Annotated in this window: 18 protein-coding genes and 1 riboswitch; of the genes, 11 read left to right on the forward strand and 7 right to left on the reverse strand. The window is 60.9% G+C overall.

Annotation, left to right across the window (positions count from 1 at the left end):
* Positions 1-332 precede the first annotated feature (332 nt).
* Positions 333-2270, forward strand: coding sequence for an HNH endonuclease signature motif containing protein (locus ABIB48_RS06590; RefSeq protein WP_354212492.1), 1938 nt, complete (start codon positions 333-335; stop codon positions 2268-2270).
* Between the two features lie 24 nt (positions 2271-2294).
* Here ABIB48_RS06590 and ABIB48_RS06595 read toward each other — a convergent pair whose 3' ends face one another.
* Positions 2295-3506, reverse strand: a complete 1212-nt coding sequence (locus ABIB48_RS06595; RefSeq protein WP_354212493.1) for a lactonase family protein — start codon at positions 3504-3506, stop codon at positions 2295-2297.
* Between the two features lie 101 nt (positions 3507-3607).
* On the opposite strand from ABIB48_RS06595, the gene ABIB48_RS06600 reads away from it, so the two are divergent.
* From ABIB48_RS06600 to ABIB48_RS06610, 3 genes are all read left to right on the forward strand, one after another.
* Entirely contained in the window at positions 3608-3955 is a 348-nt protein-coding gene (locus ABIB48_RS06600) for a PadR family transcriptional regulator (protein WP_354212494.1), read from the forward strand.
* Positions 3952-4584: a DUF1700 domain-containing protein gene (locus tag ABIB48_RS06605; RefSeq protein WP_354212495.1), complete on the forward strand. Its 633-nt coding sequence runs from the start codon at positions 3952-3954 to the stop codon at positions 4582-4584. The genes ABIB48_RS06600 and ABIB48_RS06605 overlap by 4 nt, the downstream gene beginning before the upstream one ends.
* 96 nt (positions 4585-4680) lie before the next feature.
* Positions 4681-4911 (forward strand): RNA-binding S4 domain-containing protein, encoded by a 231-nt coding sequence (locus ABIB48_RS06610; RefSeq protein ID WP_110104445.1) that lies wholly within the window; start codon positions 4681-4683, stop codon positions 4909-4911.
* A 142-nt stretch (positions 4912-5053) separates the two neighbouring features.
* Here the strand turns inward: ABIB48_RS06610 and ABIB48_RS06615 are convergent, their stop codons facing one another.
* Positions 5054-5695 (reverse strand): alpha/beta hydrolase, encoded by a 642-nt coding sequence (locus ABIB48_RS06615; protein ID WP_110104446.1) that lies wholly within the window; start codon positions 5693-5695, stop codon positions 5054-5056.
* A gap of 103 nt (positions 5696-5798) precedes the next feature.
* Between ABIB48_RS06615 and ABIB48_RS06620 the strand changes: the two genes are divergently transcribed.
* Complete coding sequence (locus ABIB48_RS06620) at positions 5799-6611, forward strand: SGNH/GDSL hydrolase family protein (RefSeq protein WP_245931994.1); 813 nt, start codon at positions 5799-5801, stop codon at positions 6609-6611.
* Positions 6612-6626: 15 nt separating this feature from the next.
* Here the strand turns inward: ABIB48_RS06620 and ABIB48_RS06625 are convergent, their stop codons facing one another.
* Positions 6627-8309, reverse strand: a complete 1683-nt coding sequence (locus ABIB48_RS06625) for an MFS transporter (RefSeq protein ID WP_354212496.1) — start codon at positions 8307-8309, stop codon at positions 6627-6629.
* 169 nt (positions 8310-8478) lie between these two features.
* Here ABIB48_RS06625 and ABIB48_RS06630 point away from each other — a divergent pair, with 169 nt between their 5' ends.
* Positions 8479-8925: a hypothetical protein gene (locus tag ABIB48_RS06630; RefSeq protein ID WP_110104447.1), complete on the forward strand. Its 447-nt coding sequence runs from the start codon at positions 8479-8481 to the stop codon at positions 8923-8925.
* A 77-nt stretch (positions 8926-9002) separates the two neighbouring features.
* Here the strand turns inward: ABIB48_RS06630 and metX are convergent, their stop codons facing one another.
* The 3 genes from metX to ABIB48_RS06645 all read right to left on the reverse strand — a co-directional run bounded on the left by metX (position 9003) and on the right by ABIB48_RS06645 (position 14460).
* A complete protein-coding gene (metX, locus tag ABIB48_RS06635; RefSeq protein ID WP_354212565.1) occupies positions 9003-10109 on the reverse strand; it encodes a homoserine O-acetyltransferase MetX in 1107 nt (368 codons plus the stop codon).
* 92 nt (positions 10110-10201) lie between these two features.
* Positions 10202-11518, reverse strand: a complete 1317-nt coding sequence (locus ABIB48_RS06640; RefSeq protein ID WP_110104448.1) for a bifunctional o-acetylhomoserine/o-acetylserine sulfhydrylase — start codon at positions 11516-11518, stop codon at positions 10202-10204.
* Positions 11519-11593: 75 nt separating this feature from the next.
* A riboswitch (SAM riboswitch) is annotated at positions 11594-11711 on the reverse strand.
* A 220-nt stretch (positions 11712-11931) separates the two neighbouring features.
* Positions 11932-14460 (reverse strand): Tex family protein, encoded by a 2529-nt coding sequence (locus tag ABIB48_RS06645; protein ID WP_502914107.1) that lies wholly within the window; start codon positions 14458-14460, stop codon positions 11932-11934.
* A 114-nt stretch (positions 14461-14574) separates the two neighbouring features.
* Here ABIB48_RS06645 and ABIB48_RS06650 point away from each other — a divergent pair, with 114 nt between their 5' ends.
* The gene (locus ABIB48_RS06650; protein ID WP_110104450.1) at positions 14575-15213 is read left to right on the forward strand and encodes a VOC family protein; all 639 of its coding nucleotides are present in this window, start codon (positions 14575-14577) and stop codon (positions 15211-15213) included.
* A gap of 175 nt (positions 15214-15388) precedes the next feature.
* Here ABIB48_RS06650 and ABIB48_RS06655 read toward each other — a convergent pair whose 3' ends face one another.
* Positions 15389-16270: a CPBP family intramembrane glutamic endopeptidase gene (locus tag ABIB48_RS06655; RefSeq protein ID WP_110104451.1), complete on the reverse strand. Its 882-nt coding sequence runs from the start codon at positions 16268-16270 to the stop codon at positions 15389-15391.
* Between the two features lie 70 nt (positions 16271-16340).
* Between ABIB48_RS06655 and ABIB48_RS06660 the strand changes: the two genes are divergently transcribed.
* The 4 genes from ABIB48_RS06660 (at position 16341) to efeB (ending at position 21552) form a co-directional block, all read left to right on the forward strand.
* On the forward strand, positions 16341-17018 hold the full coding sequence (locus ABIB48_RS06660; protein WP_354212497.1) for a histidine phosphatase family protein: 678 nt from the start codon (positions 16341-16343) through the stop codon (positions 17016-17018).
* A 124-nt stretch (positions 17019-17142) separates the two neighbouring features.
* Positions 17143-18837, forward strand: coding sequence for an iron uptake transporter permease EfeU (gene efeU, locus ABIB48_RS06665; RefSeq protein WP_354212498.1), 1695 nt, complete (start codon positions 17143-17145; stop codon positions 18835-18837).
* Positions 18838-18958: 121 nt separating this feature from the next.
* Complete coding sequence (efeO, locus tag ABIB48_RS06670) at positions 18959-20215, forward strand: iron uptake system protein EfeO (RefSeq protein WP_110104454.1); 1257 nt, start codon at positions 18959-18961, stop codon at positions 20213-20215.
* Entirely contained in the window at positions 20215-21552 is a 1338-nt protein-coding gene (efeB, locus tag ABIB48_RS06675) for an iron uptake transporter deferrochelatase/peroxidase subunit (protein ID WP_315914772.1), read from the forward strand. The genes efeO and efeB overlap by 1 nt, the downstream gene beginning before the upstream one ends.
* Positions 21553-21577 lie beyond the last annotated feature (25 nt).

A 21577-nucleotide genomic window follows, 5' to 3' on the forward strand; every position in this document is an offset into this window, starting at 1 on the left:
TGCGGTCCGTCCCGCGCTCCACATTACCGGTGGGGGCCCGGTTGGGAGCAATTTTGCTCACTGCGCCACACATCCCCCTTGGTTTTGCGCTGCCCCTGATGGACGACGGCGGGCCGCAGCTGGGTGTGGGGGCTTGGCTGGAGCGGGGGCTTGTCTGGGGCGGGGGTCCGGCTGGGCGCCCGGATCCAGACTCCCGGCGCCTCTACACGTGCCCCATCAGCCCTTTTTCAGTGTGGCGTTGTGTGCTTGATCTCCTTCCTTGGAGAAATATTTATAGAATTTTTCTTCGGGTAACTATTGCGTTTTGATTACTTTGGACTTATCCTGAAGATATGAGTATTCGGGAGGACTTCCCCGGGGACCGGGGCGCTGAAGCCACACAGGATGTGGCCTCGACCCTCGCTGCAATTACTCTTCCTTCCATTGAACCCTTTGGGTCTGACAGTCCAGAGCTTTACGGACTGCAGGGACGCCCTGAGTATCCAGTACCCTTCCCACTGCCCATAACGCAGCTGTCGGTGGCACAGTGCGTATACAACTCGGGGATGGAAGCCCTGAGCCTAATCAAGCGTCTTGAAGATGCCGTTGCCGGATGTAAGGCAAGGCTGGTAGCGCGGATATCTGGGGCATCAGCCGTTGAGGCCCAGCTGCTCAAATTGGATCGGTGGCAGAACGGCGTTGCAGCTTCCTCTGCGGCTACGGAAATGGCTTTGACGCTGGGGATTCCGGAACCAACAGCCGCAGCCTTGGAGCATCACAGCACGGTCTTGGTACAGGAGCATCCAGAGGTACTGGAGGCTCTGGAAGCCGGAATCCTCTCGTGGCGTCACGCCACCATCATCAACGAGGAAATCCTGACTCTTCAAGAAACAGCCAGCACCACAGCCGAGGATAAGGCCATGCTAGAGGCCCGGCTGCTGGTGCTCTCCGAAAACACCACGGCGGCATCTTTCCTTGGTAAGGCCCGCAGGGCCAGGGAAAAGATGCATCCGGAAACCATCACCACCCGTACCAAAGAAGCCTTTGCCAAGCGCAATATCAAATGTGATGCCGGCAAGGACGGCATGTCCTGGCTGACCCTCCACCTGCCAACCATTAGTGCCAGCGCCATTTACACGCGCTGCACCAGTCTGGCCCGCACCATCAAGTCCGACGCCGCAGCAGCACAACGGGTCGCGGACCAAGCCACCGCCGGCAACACCGGAACAAACCAAACCGGAACCACCCAACCTGGGACCGGCCAGGATTGCCGGGAATATAGAACCCTCGAGCAGCTCAGGGCCGATGTTGCCACCCTTCTCTTACTCGGCCAAGAGCTACCCAGCAACAACACCACAACCAACACAGCCACTGTAGGTGCGGCGGGTACCGCGGGGACTCCGGGCGCGCCAGGTACCGCGGGGACTCCGGGTACCGCGGATACTGCGGGCGCGCCAGATACCCGCCGGGCTAACACCGGCTCTAGCCAGGAACCGAGTACTGCCGGTAGCCATGGAGTTGGCACTACGGCAACCCAGGAACCGAATACGCAGAAAACTGGCACTTCGGGCCCTCTGGCCACTTATCGTGAGCACGAGGCCGTTTATCTTCAGCAGTTGCATGATCTGGCACAGTCAAGAAGCCTGGTTGATCCACCACTGCCGGAGGCCCTGGTGTTGGTAACGGTTCCCTTCCTGGGATTGCTGGGCCTCACGGATGAACCGGCTGAACTGGCGGGACGTGAAGGGGGGCCAATTCCAGAAGAGATCGCCAGAAAACTACTAAAAAACGCCTCAACGTTCCTGCGAGTTTTGACCGATCCCATTACGGGAGCACCGCTGCCTCTGGAACCACAGCGATACACCCTAAGAGCCGCAGAAAAGGCGGTTCTCCAGGCACTGGCAGGCGGCTGTTACATACCAAACTGCCCCAACCCCGTCATGGATACCGAGTTGGACCATCTACGGGCCTTTGAATTCGGCGGAGCCTCCACCCTGGCCAATGTACGCCCGGCCTGCAAACGCCACCACATCATGAAGCATCTCAAGGATGACAAAGACCGGCATGGGCGCCGACGCTCCATCAATGAGCCCGAGAGGAACGGCTTGAAAGTGCGCGGCTGGACACCCAAAGTGAACCCGGACGGCCGAATTGGCTGGACCATGCCCAGCGGCACCTATCAGCCACCCCTGAACAACGATCCCCCTGCGCCGCACTATCCAACATGGCTCAAAAAGATCATCGCCCACTCACTCACGCGCAGCAGAACTCCTCGAAGCAATGATGCCTAGCCCCACCTCCGGCGGGTCCGGGATTTAGAGGATCGGCATAACCGGCACAACGCAGGCGGGGCTGGCAAAGTTCACCATCTGCACCGGACTCGCCTCTGGAAGACCTCGCTCGTCAAGGACAAAGACGGCTAGTTGATCGGAATGCTGGTTGGCCACATAGAGCTTGTGATTACCTTGGCCGGCTCTCACCACAGCGAAGTGCCGTGGCCATCTGCCTCCGCTGGAGACTTGGCGCAGGAACTCAGGAGGCCTTGCAATGCTCCTTATGTCCGGGTTGGCCGGCAGGCCAGTCACGTCCAACACCACTATTGTGTTGGGTCCCCGTACCGCGGCATAGAGCAACTTACCATCGGCCGAGAGCTCAATATGGGACGGGAAAAACTCCGCGGAAGCCGCAATCTCTGCGGCCGATTCGGCCAGTGGCACCCTGAACAGCCAGCGCCAAGAATGCCCATCCTCGCCCTGCTCCGCCGTTGGCCCAGGCGCATCACCAGCCGTTGGCCCAGGCGCATCACCCGAGCGTGCGAGAAGGGCCCGCTGCAACACGTGAAGGTGCCCGTCCAACTCACCGGCAACCAGCAGATAGTCCCCCCGGAGCGCAACATGGCGTGGTCCCGTGCCCGGCGGAAGTTCAGCAGATACTATCCGCACCCGGGAACTGGCCGAATATTCATCCACCCTGTCGGCACCAAGATCACTTACCAAGACGGTTCCCCATGCAGTGGCTGTAACCTGGTGGGCGTGCGATTCTCCCTGCCGCCCGGACACCGGACCGCTGCCGGGGTGGGACAGGAGTTCTGGAACTTTGGCCGCAGTTCCATCCAGCAGGCCGGCAAGAGGCACCACGGCGGCAGTTCCTGACGAGTAGTTCGCTACCCATGCAGCATCGTCAACGATGGCTACGTGGCAGCTATCGGCGCCACCACTGGAAGCCCTACCCAAAACCTCCAAGGTCTGCATGTCCAGGGCCACGACGTTGCCATGTGGCAGTTCCTCAACAGAGATCACCATGCCTTTACCGTGGTCCACGACAGACTGGTCCACGACAGACTGGTCCACGACGGAGTGGGTCATGACGGAGCGCGCCATGAAGGATGGGTTTGTCACAGCTACCGCTTCCGCCTGACGCTCCCCCACAACACCATCGGCCAGCAGCTCATAGCGAGCAATCCCCGGTCCTGTTCCGGAGCCTGCCTCGGTATAGCCGCTGACAAGAAGTGATGGGACTGCTGCCATGGAGGGCTCCTCAGACGGTAAAAGGTACGTTTCATCCACGGTATCCCGCCCACCCAAATATGTGGTTGTATGACTCAACATCACAAGGTACTGTGCATTGCATGGTACTCAATGACACTGTCAGCACCAATCTTCGCAAGGGGGTTTTGGAGTATTGCGTACTTGCTTTGATCGGCCGCGGGGAAATGTACGGCTTAGACATTGCCAACGGCCTCCAGCGCCGGGGGCTGCTCACCAGCGAAGGAACGCTCTATCCCCTGCTGGCACGGCTGCGCCGCAACGGACTGGTGGAAACCAGCTGGCGTGAATCCGCCCAAGGCGCACCACGGCGCTACTACACGCTGACAGCCACTGGCCAGGAATCGCTCACTGCCTTTGCCAGCGTCTGGGAGACCTTCAGCACCGCCGTCTCCGACACACTCGACTCATCAACCGGAGGAACACCATGAAACACGCCACCGACAGTCCGGAAGTCGGCAACTACCTGGCTGCTCTCGAAGCCCGGCTTGCCCACCTGCCCGCCGATCAATCGGAGGAAATCCTGTTCGGTGTGCGCGAGCACATTGCCGAAGCAATGGCACGAGGTTCCCAATCGACGGCCGAGGTAGTCGCGTCTCTGGGTAGCCCCGATGATGTGCTCACCGGTTACCTTGCGGACACTCCCCCGCCGGTCGTCCAACAGCCGATAGCCCCGCCTACGGCGCCACAGAACTACCAATCCTCAACTCTCTGGGTGGTTGCGACAGTCATCCTGCTCCCCTTTGGCGTCTTCCTTGCCGGCATCGGCTACCTGTTTGGATTGGCCGGATTGTGGATGGGGACACGGTGGAAACTCTGGGAAAAAATCATGGGAACGTTGCTCTTCCCCGGCGGGATGCTCGGTGCCTTCTACGCGACCTTCATGCCCTTCTGGGTTGCGCCCGTGTCCGGGCGGGGAGACACTGCCGAAGCCACCATGTCGAACCCTGTATTGCCCGGCATGGGCTTGATCGCTGGTCTGGCCATGATGTGCCTCCCAATCATCGTCGCAGTGTATTTGCTGGTGGTCGGCTTGCGCCGCGGCGGCAAACAACCATAAGGCACGCCCCTACTAAGCAAGGCCCAAATCATCCCCGCGCACATCCCCGGGGACATCACGTCATCGAACCGCCTAGAGATGCGGCACAATTAACCCATGAGTGCACACGAGATCATTGACATCCCCATCCGCGACGACATGATCCGCCTGGGCCAGCTGCTCAAGCTTGCCAGCCTGGTTGAAGACGGTGTGGAGGCCACCGAGCTCATCAAGAACGGCCTGGTCAAGGTCAACGGTGAGATTGACGACCGCCGCGGCCGCCAGCTCCACCATGGTGACACTGTCACCGTGAACGGAGAAAGCGTCCGCATCACCGCGGGCGGCTAGATTCCGCACGGATCCGGTTGCAAAGGAATCCTGCGATCAACCGATCCGTTGACTAATGGACCCACCGCACGCGCAAACGGCGGGCACCCTACTGGGGTGCCCGCCGTCGTGCTTGGTGCAGCTCCTATGTGACGCTCAGCGCCTAGGACGGATTCAGGACCTTGTACTGCAGGAATTCGCCCACATGCGCAATCTCCTGGGCATTGATGCCGTGATACATGCCCGAATACAGGACTTTAGTGAGCTTTGCGTGCCCATGCATCCAGGTGTTCGTGGCCTCGATGGCGCTCTCGGGGATCACCGGGTCAGCCTGATCGCGGCCCCAGAAAATCTCCGGTTTGCGCGCTGCCACGGCGGCATCGTCAAAGAACGGATCGCCCTCCGCATCAACCACAAATCCGGAGAGTCCCACCACGGCGGCATAATCCGCCGGCCGGTGGCGCAGCAAGGACGTTGCCATGCACATCCCCTGCGAGAAGCCCAACAAGCTCACCGAGGTGTGCTGCTCACGCACCGCATCAAGCCACAGTTCGACGGCGGCCGCGGACTCCGTCACAGCGCTCACCGAATAACTCAGATCGTTGCGCAACGGGAACCATGCGTATCCCGGCCCGGCTGCCAGCGGGGCCCTCACCGAGGCAATGGTGAAGTCGGGCGGCAGTTGAGCTGCCAACGAAAACAAATCGGCCTCATCCGCGCCATAGCCGTGGAATATCACCAGCAGGGGAGTTCGCGCACGCTCATTCTCGGGACGGGACCAAAGGACTGTAGGGGTTTCATTCATGGGCCCATCTTTCCATGCCGTGCGGGCGGGCCTTTCCTCCGAAGCGGCACGGCAAAAAAGTAGGGGGTGGCGCCACCGGCATGTTACCGGGCAGTATTAGGGTGTGAATGATTCATTGCATCAGCATCCGTGGTCCCGCTATGTCGCCTTGGGTGACTCTTTCACCGAAGGCATCGGTGACCCCGAACCGAACAGCCCCGGCGGCTACCGCGGCTGGGCGGACCGTCTTGCCGAGGAGCTCAGCCGCGGATCCGATGATTTCAAGTACGCCAACCTGGCCGTTCGCGGCCGCATGCTGGGCCAGATTCTCAATGAACAACTTGAGCCTGCGGTTGCGCTCAAACCCGATCTGATCAGCATCTCCGCTGGCGGCAATGACCTGATCCGCCCGGGTTCGGACCCCGATGCCCTGGCCGAGAAGCTTGATCGCGCCGTCGCAAAAATGGCGGCTACCGGCGCCACCGTGCTGCTCTTTAACGGCCCCGACATCCGCGATACCCCGGTCTTGGGCATGGTGCGCGGCCGGGTGGCCATCTATAACGAGAACCTGCGCACCATCGCGGCCCGGCACGACGCCGTTATTGCCGACATGTGGTCTCTGCGTGGGCTGTTGACGCCACAAATGTGGGCTGATGACCGCCTGCATTTTGCACCATTGGGGCACCACACTGTCACCATGATGGCCCTAAAGGCGTTGAACGTTCCAAATTCGCTTGTGCCTGAGGTCCCCAAGCCGCTTCCCGTGCAGAAATGGCAGACGGCGCGGGCCGAAGACCTTGTCTGGGCCAAGGCATATCTGATGCCCTGGGTGCTGCGTAGGCTCCGCCACCAATCCTCCGGCGACGGCATCACCGCCAAGCGCCCCACCCCGGGACCCGTGTTCGGGCAAGTCCACGGAAGCATTCACAGGGAATAAGCGCTCCACGAGTGGCTAGGCGTCCGGCGCCAGCTCAGCTTGAGATCCTTGGCCAAACCCACCCTCACCGATCCCGCTGTCCGCTTTTTCGTGTTTGCCGTGCAACTCGTGCCTGCCATGCTTCTCAGGAAAAGCGGCAGAGGTGGAGAACGGTTCGAAGGAATCCTCGGGCGTGGTTACGGGAGCAAGGTGCGCACCCGTGTGTTGTGGCTCCGTAGCTTGCGGATTTGTAGGGTGCGCGTCGGCGTGGTGCCGGCGAAAGAGCAGCGCTGACATTAGCGCACCGAATGCGAAGAAACCTGCTGCCCACCAATACGCCACGCTGTAGCTGTGCACGGCAGCCTGGGCCAGAACCTCGGGCGTGACCGGCAGATGCGAGGCGGCATAAGCCGTGGCTGCCGTGGCCGCAAGAGTGTTCAAAAGCGCCGTCCCAATGGACCCGCCTACCTGCTGGCTCGTGTTCACCATGGCCGATGCCACGCCGGCAAAGTCGCCCTCCACACCGTAAGTTGCTGTCTGGATGGAAGTGGGCATGATCAGACCCAAACCAAAACCGACAATCATCAGCGCGGGCAACAACCCGCCCGCATAGCTGCTCTCCAAGCCCAACCGGGTCAGAGCCACCAAGCCAATGCAGGCCACGATCATGCCTGCCGGCACCACAATTTTCGGGCCCATTTTGGGCAGCAGCAGATTCGTGGCCAGCTGCGCGGCCACAATTAGCGTGCCAATCATGGGCAGAAAACCGATACCCGCTTGTATGGGCGAATAATGCAGGGACGTTTGCACGTAGTAGGTCACGAAGAGGAAGATCCCAAACATGCCGGCACCGGCAATCAGGACAGAGATGAAAGCGGCGCCGCGGTTACGGTCCAGCACAATCTTCAGTGGCAAGAGGGGGTGGACGGCCCGGCGCTGCCAGAGCACAAAAATACATAAAAGCACTGCGGCACCCACAAGCATGCCCCAAGTCAGCGGCGAACCCCAGCCGTGGGTTTCAGCGTTGGAAAAGCCGTAAACAATGGAGAAAAGACCGGCTGAGACGAGGATGGTGCCGGGCAAATCCAGCTTGGGCCGGGGTCCCCCGCCGCGGGATTTATCAATGAAAATACTCGCCATGATCACGGCGAAGAAGGCAATGACAACATTGATGTACAAGTTCCAGCGCCAGTTCAAATCTTCCGTGACAAAGCCACCCACAAGAAGCCCAACGGCGCCTCCGGCACCAGCAATGGCTCCGAAGACTCCAAAAGCACGCGAACGTTCCTTGGGAATGGTGAACGTGGTGGTCAAAACTGCCAGCGCAGTGGGGGCCAGCATTGCGCCCAGCGCTCCCTGGAGGGAACGGGCAAAAATGAGCATCCCGAAGCTAGTTGAAGCGCCACCGAGAGCAGAAGCCGAAGCGAAGCCAACCAGCCCAATGAGGAACATCCGTTTGCGGCCCACCAGATCAGATAACCGCCCACCCAAGAGCAGCAAGCTGCCAAAAGCGAGCGTGTAGGCCGTGATAACCCATTGACGTTCACCGTCGCTGAAGCCCAGATCATGTTGGGCGGAGGGCAGCGCAATGTTAACCACCGTAGTGTCAAGAACCACCATGAGCTGAGCCAGGGCCACGGTGCCTAGGGTCCACCACCGCCGGTTCGAGTGGAGCGCGGTAGCGCTGCCTCCGGTGATGGTGCTTTGCAGGTGTGCCATAGCCGCCACAGTAGAGGAAAAGAATGCGCACAGGGATCCTTTTTCTCTGCGAGTTCGCACTGAAAACACGTTCTGTTCATCCCGGGAGTCAAACGGCGTATCTACCAGCTTTCACGGATAGGATGAGTACGGCAACTATCTCAGCTGCCGTACTCGGAAGAGGTGTCTCGTGCCGGTCCTATTCGCGTCCGTTGCAGCGGTCAGTAGCGCCGCTTCTTCATCGTCCTCCTTCAATATCCAACCGTTTTTTGTGCTGATAATAGTGGGCATTGCTCTCTTAAGTACCTTCATCAAGGCTGCCGCCCGCAAGCGGAACAACAAACAAAACAACAATCAGTACCCTAATAATCAGCACACCCCGAATTCCGCCGGCAGAACGGGCGTTGCCCACCCGCAAATGAACGCCCCTTACGTGGGCACCTTGCTCAATGGTGTTCCGATGCGCAACTATGACACTGCGCACGGGCACCAAACCACCGGATTCGCCAACGAGCGCATGAAGGCCGAGGCAGAGCTGAAACGCCAACTCGATGCCTTGGATGCAGCCCGCCGCAATGGCCAGGTCACCGCCGAACAATACGCGGTGCACCGCGAGGCCATCTTCAAGAACTTCTAGCACTTCAAGAACAAAAAAGTTGCTGGTCTCCCTGAACGGGGGACCAACAACTTTTTTTATGCCACTTAGACTTTGAGCTACTGGGCCCTGAACAGGGATGCCGCTAGCAGGTCACCCACCGCGGCCACTTCGGTCAAGAAACCGTCATGTCCAATGGGTGAATCAATGCTGGCAACCACAACATTTCCAGGCAGCGCTGCCGCGAGCTCCTCCGATTGGGTGGGGAAATACAACCTGTCGCTGTTGACCGCAGCCACCATGAATTCCACCCCTGAGGCCACTTTCAAGGCCTGTTCCAGGCTCCCCCGGCCACGGCTCGCATCGTGACTCATGAGCGCTTCGGTAATGACAATGTAACTATTCGCGTCAAAACGGCCCACCAACTTGTGCGCCTGGTGGTCCAGATAGCTCTCGATCTGGAACTGTCCCCCCACCTCCGGGGCGAGCCGCACGTGGCTAATGGTGCCGCCGTCGTCCTGGGATTTACGGCCAAACCGTTGACCCATTTCAGGCTCAGACCTGTAGGTGATGTGCGCGATCCGCCGGGCCAGTCCCAGACCTGTGGTGGGGGCAGCGCCGTCGTAATAGTCGCCGCCAACAAAATGCGGATCCTGCCGGATGGCCAGCACCTGGGCCTGGGCGAAGGCAATTTGCTCGGCCGTGCTGGAGGCACAGGAAGCGACGACGGCGCAGCGGCGCACCTTTTCGGGGTACATGAGCGCCCACTCCAGTGCACGGGCACCGCCCATGGAACCGCCAATGACCGCATGCCACGAGGTGACGCCCAGGCGCGACGACAACCGGGCCTCGGCCTCGACAGAATCACGGATGGTGATGAAGGGGAACCGGGAACCGTAGGGTTTGCCGTCCTCCGCAATACTGGAGGGGCCGGTGGTTCCGTAACAGCCGCCCAGCATGTTGGCGCACACCACAAAGTACTTGTTGGTGTCAATAACGGCGCCGGGGCCAACGAGGCCTTCCCACCAACCATCTTCCTCGGACTCGCCTCTGCTGACGTGCGTGCTTCCGGTCAAGGCATGTTGGATCAGCACGGCATTGTCACCGGCGGCGTTCAATGTCCCCCAGCATTCAAAAGCCATGGTCACCGAGGGCAGCACGCCCCCGGCCTCTAGGGGAAGGGCGCCGATCTCGATCGAGCGCAACACACCTCCGCCTTGTCCCACAGCTGCACAGAAGTCCTCACCAACAGGTTGCGCCGCGGCAGCAGCGAACCCCGAGGACAACAAGCCCTTATCCACAGCCCGTCCCACGCGGATCACGCCGATTTTGCGGCGCGGAACCCGGCTTCAAGGTCAGCGATGATGTCTGCAACATTTTCCAAACCCACCGACAAGCGCACCAGACCCGGCCGTACACCTGCGGCCAGTTGCTGCTCCGGCGTGAGCTGGGCGTGGGTGGTGGAAGCGGGGTGGATGACGAGGGAACGCACATCACCTAAGTTAGCCACCAGCGAGTGCAGCTCTAGGCCGTCAACAAAACGCTTGCCAGCCTCGAGCCCTCCCAAGATGTCAAAACCGATGATGGCACCAGTGCCGTTGGGGCCGTACTTGCGACCGCGCTCAAACCAAGGGCTGGAGGGAATGCCCGCGTAGGCCACAGCCTCCACGTTTTCATTTCCTTCCAGCCACTGTGCCACCGTGACGGCGTTGCTGACGTGCCGTTCCACGCGCAGGCTCAGCGTCTCGATGCCCTGAGCGATCAGGAAGGCGTTGAACGGGGAAATTGCTGCTCCCAGGTCACGCAGCAACTGCACACGAGCCTTGAGAATGTAAGCGAGATTGGCACCTAGTGCGCAGCCCACACCCAAGTCACGGGCATAGACCAGACCGTTGTAGCTTTCATCCGGGGTGTTGAAGCCGGGGAACTTCTCCGGGTTTGCAGCGAAATCAAACTTGCCGCCGTCAACTATTACCCCGCCAATGGCCGTACCGTGCCCGCCGAGGTACTTGGTGGCGGAGTGGATGACAATGTCCGCACCCCATTCCAGCGGGCGGATCAGGTACGGGGTGGCCAGAGTATTGTCCACAATCAGCGGCACACCGGCCTCGTGGGCAATCGCGCTGATGTTTTCCAGGTCAAGGACGTCCTGGCGCGGGTTGGAGACCGTCTCGCCGAAGAAGGCCTTGGTATTGGGCTGCACGGCGGCACGCCACTGATCCAGGTTATCGGGATCGGCAACGAAGGTGACCTCAATGCCGAGCTTCTTCAGCGTGTGGGCCAGCAGGTTGAACGTGCCACCGTACACGCTGGGGCTGGAGACAATATGGTCCCCGGACTCGGCAATGTTCAAGATGGCGAACGTGGTGGCGGCCTGCCCCGAGGCCAGCATCAGCGCACCAACGCCGCCTTCAAGGCTCGCGATGCGGTCTTCAACAACGGACGTGGTGGGATTGCCCAGGCGCGTGTAGATGGGCTCCAACTCGGTCAACGCGAAGCGGGCGGCAGCGCTCTCTGCGGACGGGAAGACGAAAGACGTGGTCTGATAAATGGGGAGGGCACGGGCGCCGGTGGTGGCGTCGGGCTCCTGACCTACGTGGATCTGACGGGTTTCAAATGACCAACCGTTGCTCATGGTTGTTTCCTTCACACTAGAGGCCTACGGCAAAGGCCCTCCACCGCGCCATGCGGGAAGGGCCTGAACGGATATGGCCCGCGCTTGCACCTCAAACCGGATGGTTCGGTGCCAGGTCTTCACCCGGGGCACCCCGCCGCGGAAGGAGGGTTGCCGGTCAGCAAGCCGGGGCTATTCGCTGACACTCATGACCTGCCTCCAGTGTGAAAGAATGCCCAAGATTTCGCAAGAATATGACGAGTTTATGACTTTTTGCGAATATTTGCGTGGAATTTGCGCAAGAGAGAGCTTTAGGGCGAATTAGTCACTGATATTGGAGAGATTTTTCCCCCTGCACGGCGCCCGGCAGGGTTTCGGGTGTAGATCGGGATCATTTTCCACTGGCTTGACCGGGCTGGCCGGTAAGCGAGTGATTACTTTCCTAGGCCTGCGCGGCGCAGGGCTTCTGCCATGGCTGTACTGGCTGTGTTGGTGGTATTAGCCGTATTGGTGGAGGTGCCCGTCCCTCTATCCCGGGGCTGCCCGCCTTGGCGGCCCTGCGATCCCGGATTCCCCTGCCGGCGCTGGCCGCTAGCTCCACTCTTCGGAGCCGGGCCGCCACTCTTGGCCGCCGGGTTGCCACTTTGGGGCGCACTGCGCGCAGGTGAGGGACCTCCTAACGCGCGGGAGCCGGCGTCGGGCTTGGCGTTCCTCTCCCCGGCTTGATCATCAAGGCGCAGCGTCAAGGAGATGCGTTTGCGCTCGGGCTCAACTTCTAGAACCTTCACCCGCACCACTTGACCGGATTTAACCACGGTGTGCGGGTCCGAAACGAAGCTGTTGCTCATGGCTGAGACGTGGACCAGCCCGTCCTGGTGGACACCAATATCGACGAAGGCTCCGAAGGCGGCCACGTTCGACACGGTGCCTTCTAGAATCATGCCGGGGCGCAGATCGGTGATCTTCTCAATGCCCTCAGCAAAGGTGGCAGTCTCAAAACGGGGCCGGGGATCACGGCCAGGCTTTTGCAACTCGGAGATGATGTCAGCAACCGTGGGCAGACCAAAGTCACCGTCCACGAAGTCGGCCGGGTTCACGCCACCCACGGCCCCAACGCCTCCGGCAATATCGTGGGCCCCTGCACCCACTGCAGCGAGGATTTTACGTGCCACACCGTACGCTTCAGGGTGCACACTGGAGGCATCCAGCGGCTCCGCTCCCCCGGTGATCCGCAGGAACCCGGCACACTGCTCAAAAGCCTTGGGCCCCAACCGCGCCACCTTGAGCAGTTCGCGCCGCTTGCTGAAGGGCCCGTGCTGGTTCCTGTGAGCCACAATATTCTCGCTCAACAAGGGACCCACTCCGGCCACCCTCGCCAACAACGCAGGTGAAGCAGTATTCAGGTCCACCCCCACGGCGTTGACACAGTCTTCTACGACGGCGTCGAGGGAGCGGTCCAGCTTGGCCGGCGTCAGATCATGCTGATACTGCCCCACCCCAATGGATTTGGGTTCGATCTTGACCAGTTCGGCCAGCGGGTCCTGTAGCCGGCGAGCAATCGAGACAGCGCCGCGCAAAGACACATCCATGCCAGGCAGTTCGGCACTAGCCAAGGCGGACGCCGAATAGACGGACGCGCCAGCTTCGGAGACCACCAGCTTGGTGACCTTTCGCTCGGGATTGATCCGCTTGAGCTCAGCCACAAGTTCAGTGGCCAACCTGTCAGTTTCACGGCTCGCCGTGCCGTTGCCAATAGCAATCAACTCAACGTCATACCTTTGCGCCAGTGATACCAGGGTTGCCAGGGATTCGTTCCAGCGATTTACCGGTGCGTGCGGGTAAATGGTATCCGTTGCCGCTACTTTGCCGGTCCCGTCCACGAGCGCCACCTTGGTACCTGTGCGCAGGCCCGGATCAAGGCCCAAGGTGGAGCGGTTTCCGGCCGGGGCGGCGAGCAGAACATCGCGCAGGTTTGCAGCAAAGACCCGCACTGATTCCTCTTCTGCACTCTGGAACAAGCGCACGCGCAGGTCCACCGAGAGGCGGGTCAGGATGCGTGTGCGCCACGCCAGCTTGGCACTGGTCACGAGCCAGGAGTCGGCAGCGCGGCCGGATTCGGCAATGCCAAGTGAGTGGGCCACGGCGTTTTCATACTTGGCGCGGGCCTGCACTTGAGCGTCTGCATCGCGGGTATCACCCTCTGCCAAATCCAGTGAGAGCACACCCTCTTTTTCACCGCGCAACAGGGCCAATACCCGGTGGCTGGGCAGGGTGTGCGGCGGCTGTGCGAAGTCAAAATAGTCCTTGAACTTCTCCCCGTCGGAGCTCTTGCCCGCCTTGACGGAGGACCGCAGCCGGCCAGTTTTCCAGAGCCGTTCACGCAGCTCGCCCACCAAAACCGCGTCCTGACCAGCACGTTCAATCAGGATGGCTCGGGCGCCGGCAAGCGCGTCATCGGCTGTGTCCACACCGCGTCCGGCATCCACGAAGGCGTCAGCCTCTACGGCCGGGAACTTTGAGGGGTCCGCCAGCAGCGCGTCGAGCAAAGGCTCCAGACCCGCTTCCCTAGGCGTATCCGCCTTGGTCTTGCGGGTGGATTTGTACGGCAGGTACAGATCCTCCAGCTCCGATTTTGTGGCGGCAGTCTCCACCGATCGGCGCAGCACCGCGCTAAGTTTGCCCAGCCCGTGGATGGTCTCCAGCACCACCATGCGGCGGGCCTCTAGCTCACGCAGATAACGCAGCCGCTCCTCCAGATCACGCAATTGCGTGTCATCGAGGGTCCCGGTGACTTCTTTTCGGTACCGGGCAATAAAGGGCACGCTCGCGCCGTCGTCCATCAAGCCAATGGCAGCCCGCACTTGGGCGGCGCGCACACCCAACTCGGCGGCAATGGCGGTGGCTATACGCTCGGCCACGGTTGCGGCGGTGGGCAGATTCAAGGGTGCATCAGTCTCAGTCACCTTATCAATTCTGCCCCACCGGCAGAGTTCGCGCAGCACCCCAACATCAGACGTCCCATGTGACTTAGGTAACGCTAAGTCGAGCGGAATGGAACAAAGTGCCAAGATGAACTCATGCGAATGGATCATGTTTCTTACGCCAGTGAATCAGATGGATTGGCTGCCACCACGGAGCGAATCGCGACAGCCCTCGGGGTCACCGCGGTGAAGGGCGGAATACACCCGCGCTTCGGCACCCGCAATATGATCATCCCCCTGACCGATCACCATTATTTGGAAATTGTCGAGTGCCTCAACCACCCGGCCTCGGATAAGGCCCCCTTTGGACAGGCTGTCAAGGCCCGCTCCGCAGCAGGTGGTGGCTGGATGGGTTGGTGCGTCGCCGTTGACGACCTAGCCCCCTTTGAGGATCGACTGGGACGCAGCGCGGTCCCGGGCAACCGCAAATTCCCCGACGGCCAGGAACTTATCTGGCAACAGATCGGCATCAAGGGCCTGATTGCCGACCCCCAAGTCCCCTACATGCTCAAATGGGAGGGCGACCCCACCTTGCACCCTTCCCAGGCCCGTGCCGCCACCGTGCGGTTGTCCTCCTTGACCATTGCCGGCAGCGCCGAACGCGTCACAGAATGGCTCGGCGAACCCGTCGAGGCCCCTCTGGAAGACGTCGCTGTGGAATGGATCGCCCCGCGCGGCACCCCCGGCATCATGTCCGTCACCTTTGAAACGGCTAACGGCCAGGTCACCATCTAGCACTCTCACCATCAAGCACTAAGCCAGCAGGGCCCATCCTCCAGTGAGGGTGGGCCCTGCTGGCGTTTCTCAGTTCGCCCGGCGTACCCACGCGTACCCGGCGCACGGTCCACGGTCCTCGGCGCGCCCACGCGTACCCGGCGCACAGTGCACACAGCACGCCGGGCAGAAAACATCAGCCGCCGAAGCCCAGTGCCGGGCCCAGCGTGAAGGCCGCAATGTCCACCAGCGCGTGGGCTATCACCAACGGCGCTACTCGGCCCCACTTTTTATAAACCCAGCCAAAGAGCAGGCCCATGGCAAAGTTGCCAATGAACGGGCCGAAGCCTTGATAGAGGTGATAGCTTCCCCGCAGCAATGCCGCCAGGAAGATGGCAGCCCACCAGCTTAGCCCAATCTTTGTCAACCTCCCCAGCAGGTAGCCGTTGAGAATCACTTCCTCCAGCACCCCGGCCCGGATGGCTGAGAGGATCAGTACAGGGATAGTCCACCAGTACTGATTCAGGGCGCTGGGGATGATCTCGGTGGTGATGCCCATGGCCCGGCCAGCCGCATACAGCCCTAACGATGGCACCCCAATGATGACCAGCAAGCCCAGCGCACCCAGCGCATCACGGAACGGGTGCCGCCAATCGAGCCCGATCTTTTTGAACACTGACTTGCCCGGCTCGGCCAGCAGATAAAACACCAGCATGACCGGCACCAGGGCAAAGAAGATGCCAAGAATCTGGTACGTAAAGTCAAAGAACTCGCGGTTGCTTTGGACAGTATTCAAGGTAGAAGTGCCTTGGGCTATGGGTGCCCGGCTCATTTTGTCCAGCAACGAGACCACCGAGTACACGGCCGACTGCCCCAGTGAGAGTCCCAGGACCAGCAATACTTCAATGATCAGCCGGCGCCGGGACTTACTCCCCCACTCCGCACCCCCAGCAAAATCCGCACCCCCAGCAAAATCAGGGCTTCCCACAAGTCCAGCGCCCCCGGCACGTGAGGGGGTTGGGGCTGGGACAAAAGGGCCGCCGTCGGAAGCGGGAAGTACGGGACGCTGTTCACTCATATACGTAATGATGCACGGCCCAGAGCATTTGTGCACCCGGACCGCACCCCGGCTGGGATAGGGTCAGCAGATGGGTGCTCCTCGTCAAATCATCATGGTCCGTCACGGCCAGTCGGCGGCTAATGTGGACCAGAGCATTTACAACCGGCTGCCGGATTACCGGATCCCATTGACGGAGCTGGGCGTGGCCCAGGCGAAGGCAACCGGTGAGCATGTGCGCCGGCAATTGGATGGCCAAAAAGTGCGCGTCTATGTCTCACCGTATCTGCGTGCCCATCAAACCCTTGAAGCCATGAATTTGGGGGACCTCGTAGAGACCGTCATGGAAGAGCCGCGGTTGCGGGAGCAGGATTGGGCAAATTTCCAGAACCCCGCAGAGATTGCCGACCAAAAGGAACTCCGCAACGCCTACGGTCACTTCTTCTACCGCTTTCGGGAAGGCGAATCGGGCTCAGATGTTTATGACAGGGTCTCCTCCTTCATGGAAACCCTCTTCCGCCACTGGGCCCGCCCCGACTACGCTCCCAACACGTTACTGGTCACGCACGGGCTGACCATGCGGCTATTTTGCATGCGTTGGTTCCACTGGTCGGTGGAGTATTTTGAGTCACTGAACAATCCCTCCAACGCCGAAACTCGCACCCTCATCAAGGACGGCCAGCGCTACATCCTGGACGCCCCCTTTGGGCAATGGACGGCCGCCGAGCCCACCAAAACAGTCATGGACGCTCCCGAACACATTTGGTGACACAAGTGCCGCAATAGGCCACACTCCACTGGCCTAATTATATTTTTTAGTCCTTCAAAGGGTAACCTTGCCTAAGTACAGGGGCAGACCCCAGTCGCACCTTCGACGGACTCCGGAGCAACACGTGCTCGCAACATTTGTCATTGGCCTTCGTGAAGGCCTCGAAGCCGCTCTCATAGTGGGTATGATCGCAGCATTTCTGCGCCGCAATGGCGTATCCCTTCGGCCAATGTGGCTGGGTGTGGGTGCCGCGGTCCTCCTGAGCGCCCTCACAGGAATTGTGCTGGAACTAGTCTCAGCGGCGCTGCCACAACAGCAGCAAGAAGCCATGGAGACGCTCATTGGCGCCGCGGCCGTGCTGATAGTGACCTACATGATCCTGTGGATGAGCAAGAATTCGCGCTCCATGAAATCCGTTCTCGAGACGCATGCTTGGTCGGCCCTCAAGGGCGGCTCCGTCACTGCACTGGCGCTCATGGCGTTTCTGGCCGTGCTGCGAGAAGGCGTGGAAACCGCCGTCTTCATGGTTGCCGCCTTCCAATCATCCCTGAGCCCGCTGGCAGCCGGATTGGGCGCCGTGCTGGGTTTGGGTATTGCTTGCGGCATTGGCTTCCTGCTCTTTCGCGGCGCCATCAAGCTCAACCTGGCCAAGTTCTTCAAAGCCACCGGCATATTTCTGGTGTTCGTGGCCGCCGGCCTGGTCATGAAATCCCTACGGACCGCGCACGAGGCCGGGTGGATTAACGTAGGCCAAGGCACCACGATAGATCTCACCTGGCTGGCACCCAATGGCTCCGCCCGGGCCGCAATCCTCACCGGCGTGTTCGGCATCCCGCCGGATCCCCGCGTTGTGGAGCTCTTGGGCTGGGCCCTGTACCTGATCCCCATGCTGGCCTTCATCCTCTGGCCGCGCACCTGGCGACCCAGCCCGGCAGCCCTGCCGCGCGTGTACTTCGCCAGCGCCGGAGCCATGGGCGTTGCTGCCCTAACCCTCGCCATCACCGCACCCCTGGCCATCCCCGCGAACCCTCTTGCTACCAGCACGACGGCGGCCATCACCTCCTCCGGTGACCCGGCAGCCACGCTGCGCGTTGCGCAGCAAAGAGACGCTTCCGGTGCCACTCTCGGAGATCTCTTTGCTTCTTGGTCTGCGCCAGCATCCCTCTCCCTCGTAGAAACAGCTAGCAACGGCACCGAAATTTCGCATGAACTCACGGGACACGGCACGGAATCTCACGCCGGGCGCACCGTCTCGGTCTTCACGAGCAAGAGCGCACCAGGCCAGAGAACTGCCGGCCTGCGTGCACCCGGCGGCACGGCTGGCCAGAGAACTGCCGGCGAGAGCACCGAATCTGCCACCCTTACTGCCAAGGAACTGGCCACTCTCAACGGCGGCCGCATGCCGGTGGGTATCAGCGCCTCAGCCAACCCGGGCCCCTTCACCGCCTCGTGGAAGCACCAGGGCCAGATCACGCTCTGGATGGCCCAAGGGGTCATAGTGGACGCCGTCAACACTCAGGCCAGCACCCTCACCCTCACCGGGGGCGGGCTTGGCTCACCACGGACCATTGCCGTGCACAACGCGCAAGGCTGGCACGTCCCGGACGCCCAGGTCAGTTCCACCGTGGCGGCACTGAACAGTTACGAATCCGCCGCCTCAGAAAACGTTCTGTGGGCGCGGTATCTGCCAGCGCTCTTGGGCATCACCGCACTCTTCCTGGCCGTCGCAGGCCTGCGAAAGCTCCGGGCAGCAGGTACCAGCACAGCACGCGCCACAAAATCCGAAACCACCCCGCAGCGCTCGGCAGCAGCATCTTGAAAATCAGCATCTTGAAACAGCCGCTGGACGCCATGAAATCGATCCTTTTGTAGACACCACGTTTTAGACCACCCTTTTGCAGCACACGTTAGATTGACCCCAACACGATAAAAGGACCTCAATGACTTCCTCCCGAATCACCCGCCCCGGAGTTCCTGCCCTCTTCGCCGGAGCGGCAGTGCTAGCGCTTTCGCTGGCAGCATGCGGCGCCGCTCCCTCCTCTGGAAACTCCTCTGAGAACTCCTCTGGAAAATCGGCAGAGAGCACCTCTCAGGAGGGCGCTGCTCCCGTCAGTAATGGCGCAGCCCAGATCAACGTCAGTGTTGAGCAGGTCAACGGTGAAGAACAATGCGTGCCTGACCACGCTTTTGCACCGGCTGGCCCAGTCACCTTCACCGTAATGAACAAGGATGCCTCCGGCGTCAGCGAAGTAGAACTGCTCAGCGACAAGCGAATCCTGGGCGAGCGTGAGAACGTCATCCCCGGCCTGAAGCCTGTCAGTTTCACCGTGACCTTGGCTGGTGGCCAATACCAGCTCTATTGCCCCGGCGCCAGCACAGAGAATGTCCCCTTCACGGTGACCGGTAGTGCTGCCTCAGCCGCAGCCAACGGTGTCAGCGAACTACTCAAAGAAGGCACCAGCGGCTACGCAAAGTACGTAACAGGTCAGGTGGAGAACCTTGTCAGCGCCGTGGCGGCGCTGCAAACCGCAGTGGATGCCGGTGACGTGAACGCCGCCCAAAAAGCCTACGCAGCGGCGCGCCCCTTCTTCGAGAGGATTGAGCCCGTGGCAGAGAGCTTCCCCGATCTGGATCCGGCCCTGGATTTGCGTGTGGCCGATGTTGAACCAGGCACCGAGTGGACAGGTTTCCACCCCCTCGAAAAGGACCTCTTCGAAGCCAAAGCCATCACTGCCTCCACCAAAGCGCTGGCTGCCGGGATCGTGAAGAATGTTCACACGCTGGCATCCCTGACCAAGGAATTGGAAAACACCGGCGCCTACAAGCCCGAGGAACTGGCTAACGGCGCCAGCGGACTGCTCGAGGAGGTCCAGTCCTCCAAAATCACCGGCGAAGAAGAAGCATACTCCAAGCTGGATCTGCTGGACTTCGCCGCCAACATTGAAGGCTCACAGCAGGCATTTGAATACCTTAAGCCCGCCTTGGAAGAGATTGACGGGACCCTGAGCGCCCAAATTGAGGCCCAGTTTGAGAATGTCAACAAGGCCTTGACAGGCTACCAGGATGAGGCGGCCCTGGGCGGCTGGAAGCCCTACACGGACGAGCTCAAGAAGAGCGACGGCGCCAAGCTCACCGCACTGATCCAGGCCTTGCAGGCACCGCTGGCCAAGATCTCGGAAAAGGTAGCCACCGTCTAATGAACGAGCCCACAGCCGCCCCGGACCAACAACCCGCCCAAAAACCTGCACAACAAACACAACAGCCTGAACAGCCTGCTACACAGCAGCTTTCGCGGCGACGATTCTTTGGCGGCTCGGCAGCCGTTGCCGGTGCCGGCGGGCTGGTTTTGGGTGCTGGTGCTGCTGTGGCACTCACTGGCGCCAAGGCACCCACGCCGCCCACCGAGCTTGAACTGGTGGAGCAGCGTTCTGCCCTCACGGAACCTTTCTACGGGGAACACCAAGGCGGGATCGCCACAGCCCCGCAGGACCATCTGGTATTCACCAGCTTTGATCTGACCGCCACAACCGCCGTGGAGTTGCAGCTGGTGCTGGCCAAGTGGTCTGCGGCCATGGCACAAATGACGGCCGGGCGCCCCGTGGGAAAAGTTGAGCCCAGCCGTGAGCACGCCATTCCCGTTGACACGGGTGAGGCTACAGATTTGGGTGCCCACGGACTGACCTTGACACTGGGTTTTGGGCCCTCGCTCTTTGACGAACGGTTTGGGCTGGAGAAGTTCAAGCCCGTGGACTTTGCACAGCTGCCCGCCATGGCCGGGGAATCGCTGGATCCCGCCATGACAGGCGGTGACTTGTGTATCCAGGCCTGTTCCAACGATCCGCAAGTGGCGTACCACGCGGTACGGAACCTGGCACGGATGGCCCGGACGTCCGTGCGAACAAAATGGACTGTCCTGGGCTTTGGCCGCGCCTCGGCCGGGGCGAATCAAACCACGCCGCGAAACCTCATGGGCTTCAAGGACGGCACCCGGAACATCACCAGCGACGACGATTTTGCGCAGCACGTGTGGGTCGGGGACGAGGCCGGACAACCATGGATGGTAGGCGGCAGCTACTTGGTGGCCCGCAAAATCCACATGCTCATTGAGACCTGGGACGAGGACCCCATTGGGGACCAGCAAAGCATCTTTGGCCGCACCAAGGCCGAGGGCGCACCTCTGTCAGGGGCCAAGGAACATGATGTCCCAGACTTCCATGCCGTGCACGGCGGCGCCCCTGCCATTCCAGGTGATTCACACATGGCCCTGGCCGCGCATGAAAACAATGGTGGCACCAAGATCCTGCGCCGCGGCTACAACTTCACCGATGGACTGGACTCCGTAGGCAGGCTCGATGCAGGCCTGATGTTCTTGAGCTTCCAGAAAGACCCGGAACAATTCATCTCGCTGCAGCGCAAGATGGGAAAATCGGACCGGCTCAACGAGTACATCCGGCACGTGGGCTCAGGAGTATTTGCCGTTCCGGCCGGGCTACCCGCCGCGGGTAGCTACTACGGCAAAGAATTCTTCGCCTAGACGGCTCCCGCTCAGCTATTCCCAG

Origin of the sequence: Arthrobacter sp. UYCu511 (genome assembly GCF_040547105.1) — a bacterium.
GTDB classification, from domain to species: Bacteria; Actinomycetota; Actinomycetes; order Actinomycetales; family Micrococcaceae; genus Specibacter; species Specibacter psychrochitiniphilus.

Coding starts and splice junctions, on each gene's coding strand:
- ABIB48_RS06590 (WP_354212492.1), top strand. CDS start 333: ATGAGTATTCGGGAGGACTTCCCCGGGGACCGGGGCGCTGAAGCCACA.
- ABIB48_RS06595 (WP_354212493.1), bottom strand. CDS start 3,506: ATGGCAGCAGTCCCATCACTTCTTGTCAGCGGCTATACCGAGGCAGGC.
- ABIB48_RS06600 (WP_354212494.1), top strand. CDS start 3,608: ATGGTACTCAATGACACTGTCAGCACCAATCTTCGCAAGGGGGTTTTG.
- ABIB48_RS06605 (WP_354212495.1), top strand. CDS start 3,952: ATGAAACACGCCACCGACAGTCCGGAAGTCGGCAACTACCTGGCTGCT.
- ABIB48_RS06610 (WP_110104445.1), top strand. CDS start 4,681: ATGAGTGCACACGAGATCATTGACATCCCCATCCGCGACGACATGATC.
- ABIB48_RS06615 (WP_110104446.1), bottom strand. CDS start 5,695: ATGAATGAAACCCCTACAGTCCTTTGGTCCCGTCCCGAGAATGAGCGT.
- ABIB48_RS06625 (WP_354212496.1), bottom strand. CDS start 8,309: ATGGCACACCTGCAAAGCACCATCACCGGAGGCAGCGCTACCGCGCTC.
- ABIB48_RS06640 (WP_110104448.1), bottom strand. CDS start 11,518: ATGAGCAACGGTTGGTCATTTGAAACCCGTCAGATCCACGTAGGTCAG.
- ABIB48_RS06650 (WP_110104450.1), top strand. CDS start 14,575: ATGCGAATGGATCATGTTTCTTACGCCAGTGAATCAGATGGATTGGCT.
- ABIB48_RS06655 (WP_110104451.1), bottom strand. CDS start 16,270: ATGAGTGAACAGCGTCCCGTACTTCCCGCTTCCGACGGCGGCCCTTTT.
- ABIB48_RS06660 (WP_354212497.1), top strand. CDS start 16,341: ATGGGTGCTCCTCGTCAAATCATCATGGTCCGTCACGGCCAGTCGGCG.
- efeO (WP_110104454.1), top strand. CDS start 18,959: ATGACTTCCTCCCGAATCACCCGCCCCGGAGTTCCTGCCCTCTTCGCC.
- efeB (WP_315914772.1), top strand. CDS start 20,215: ATGAACGAGCCCACAGCCGCCCCGGACCAACAACCCGCCCAAAAACCT.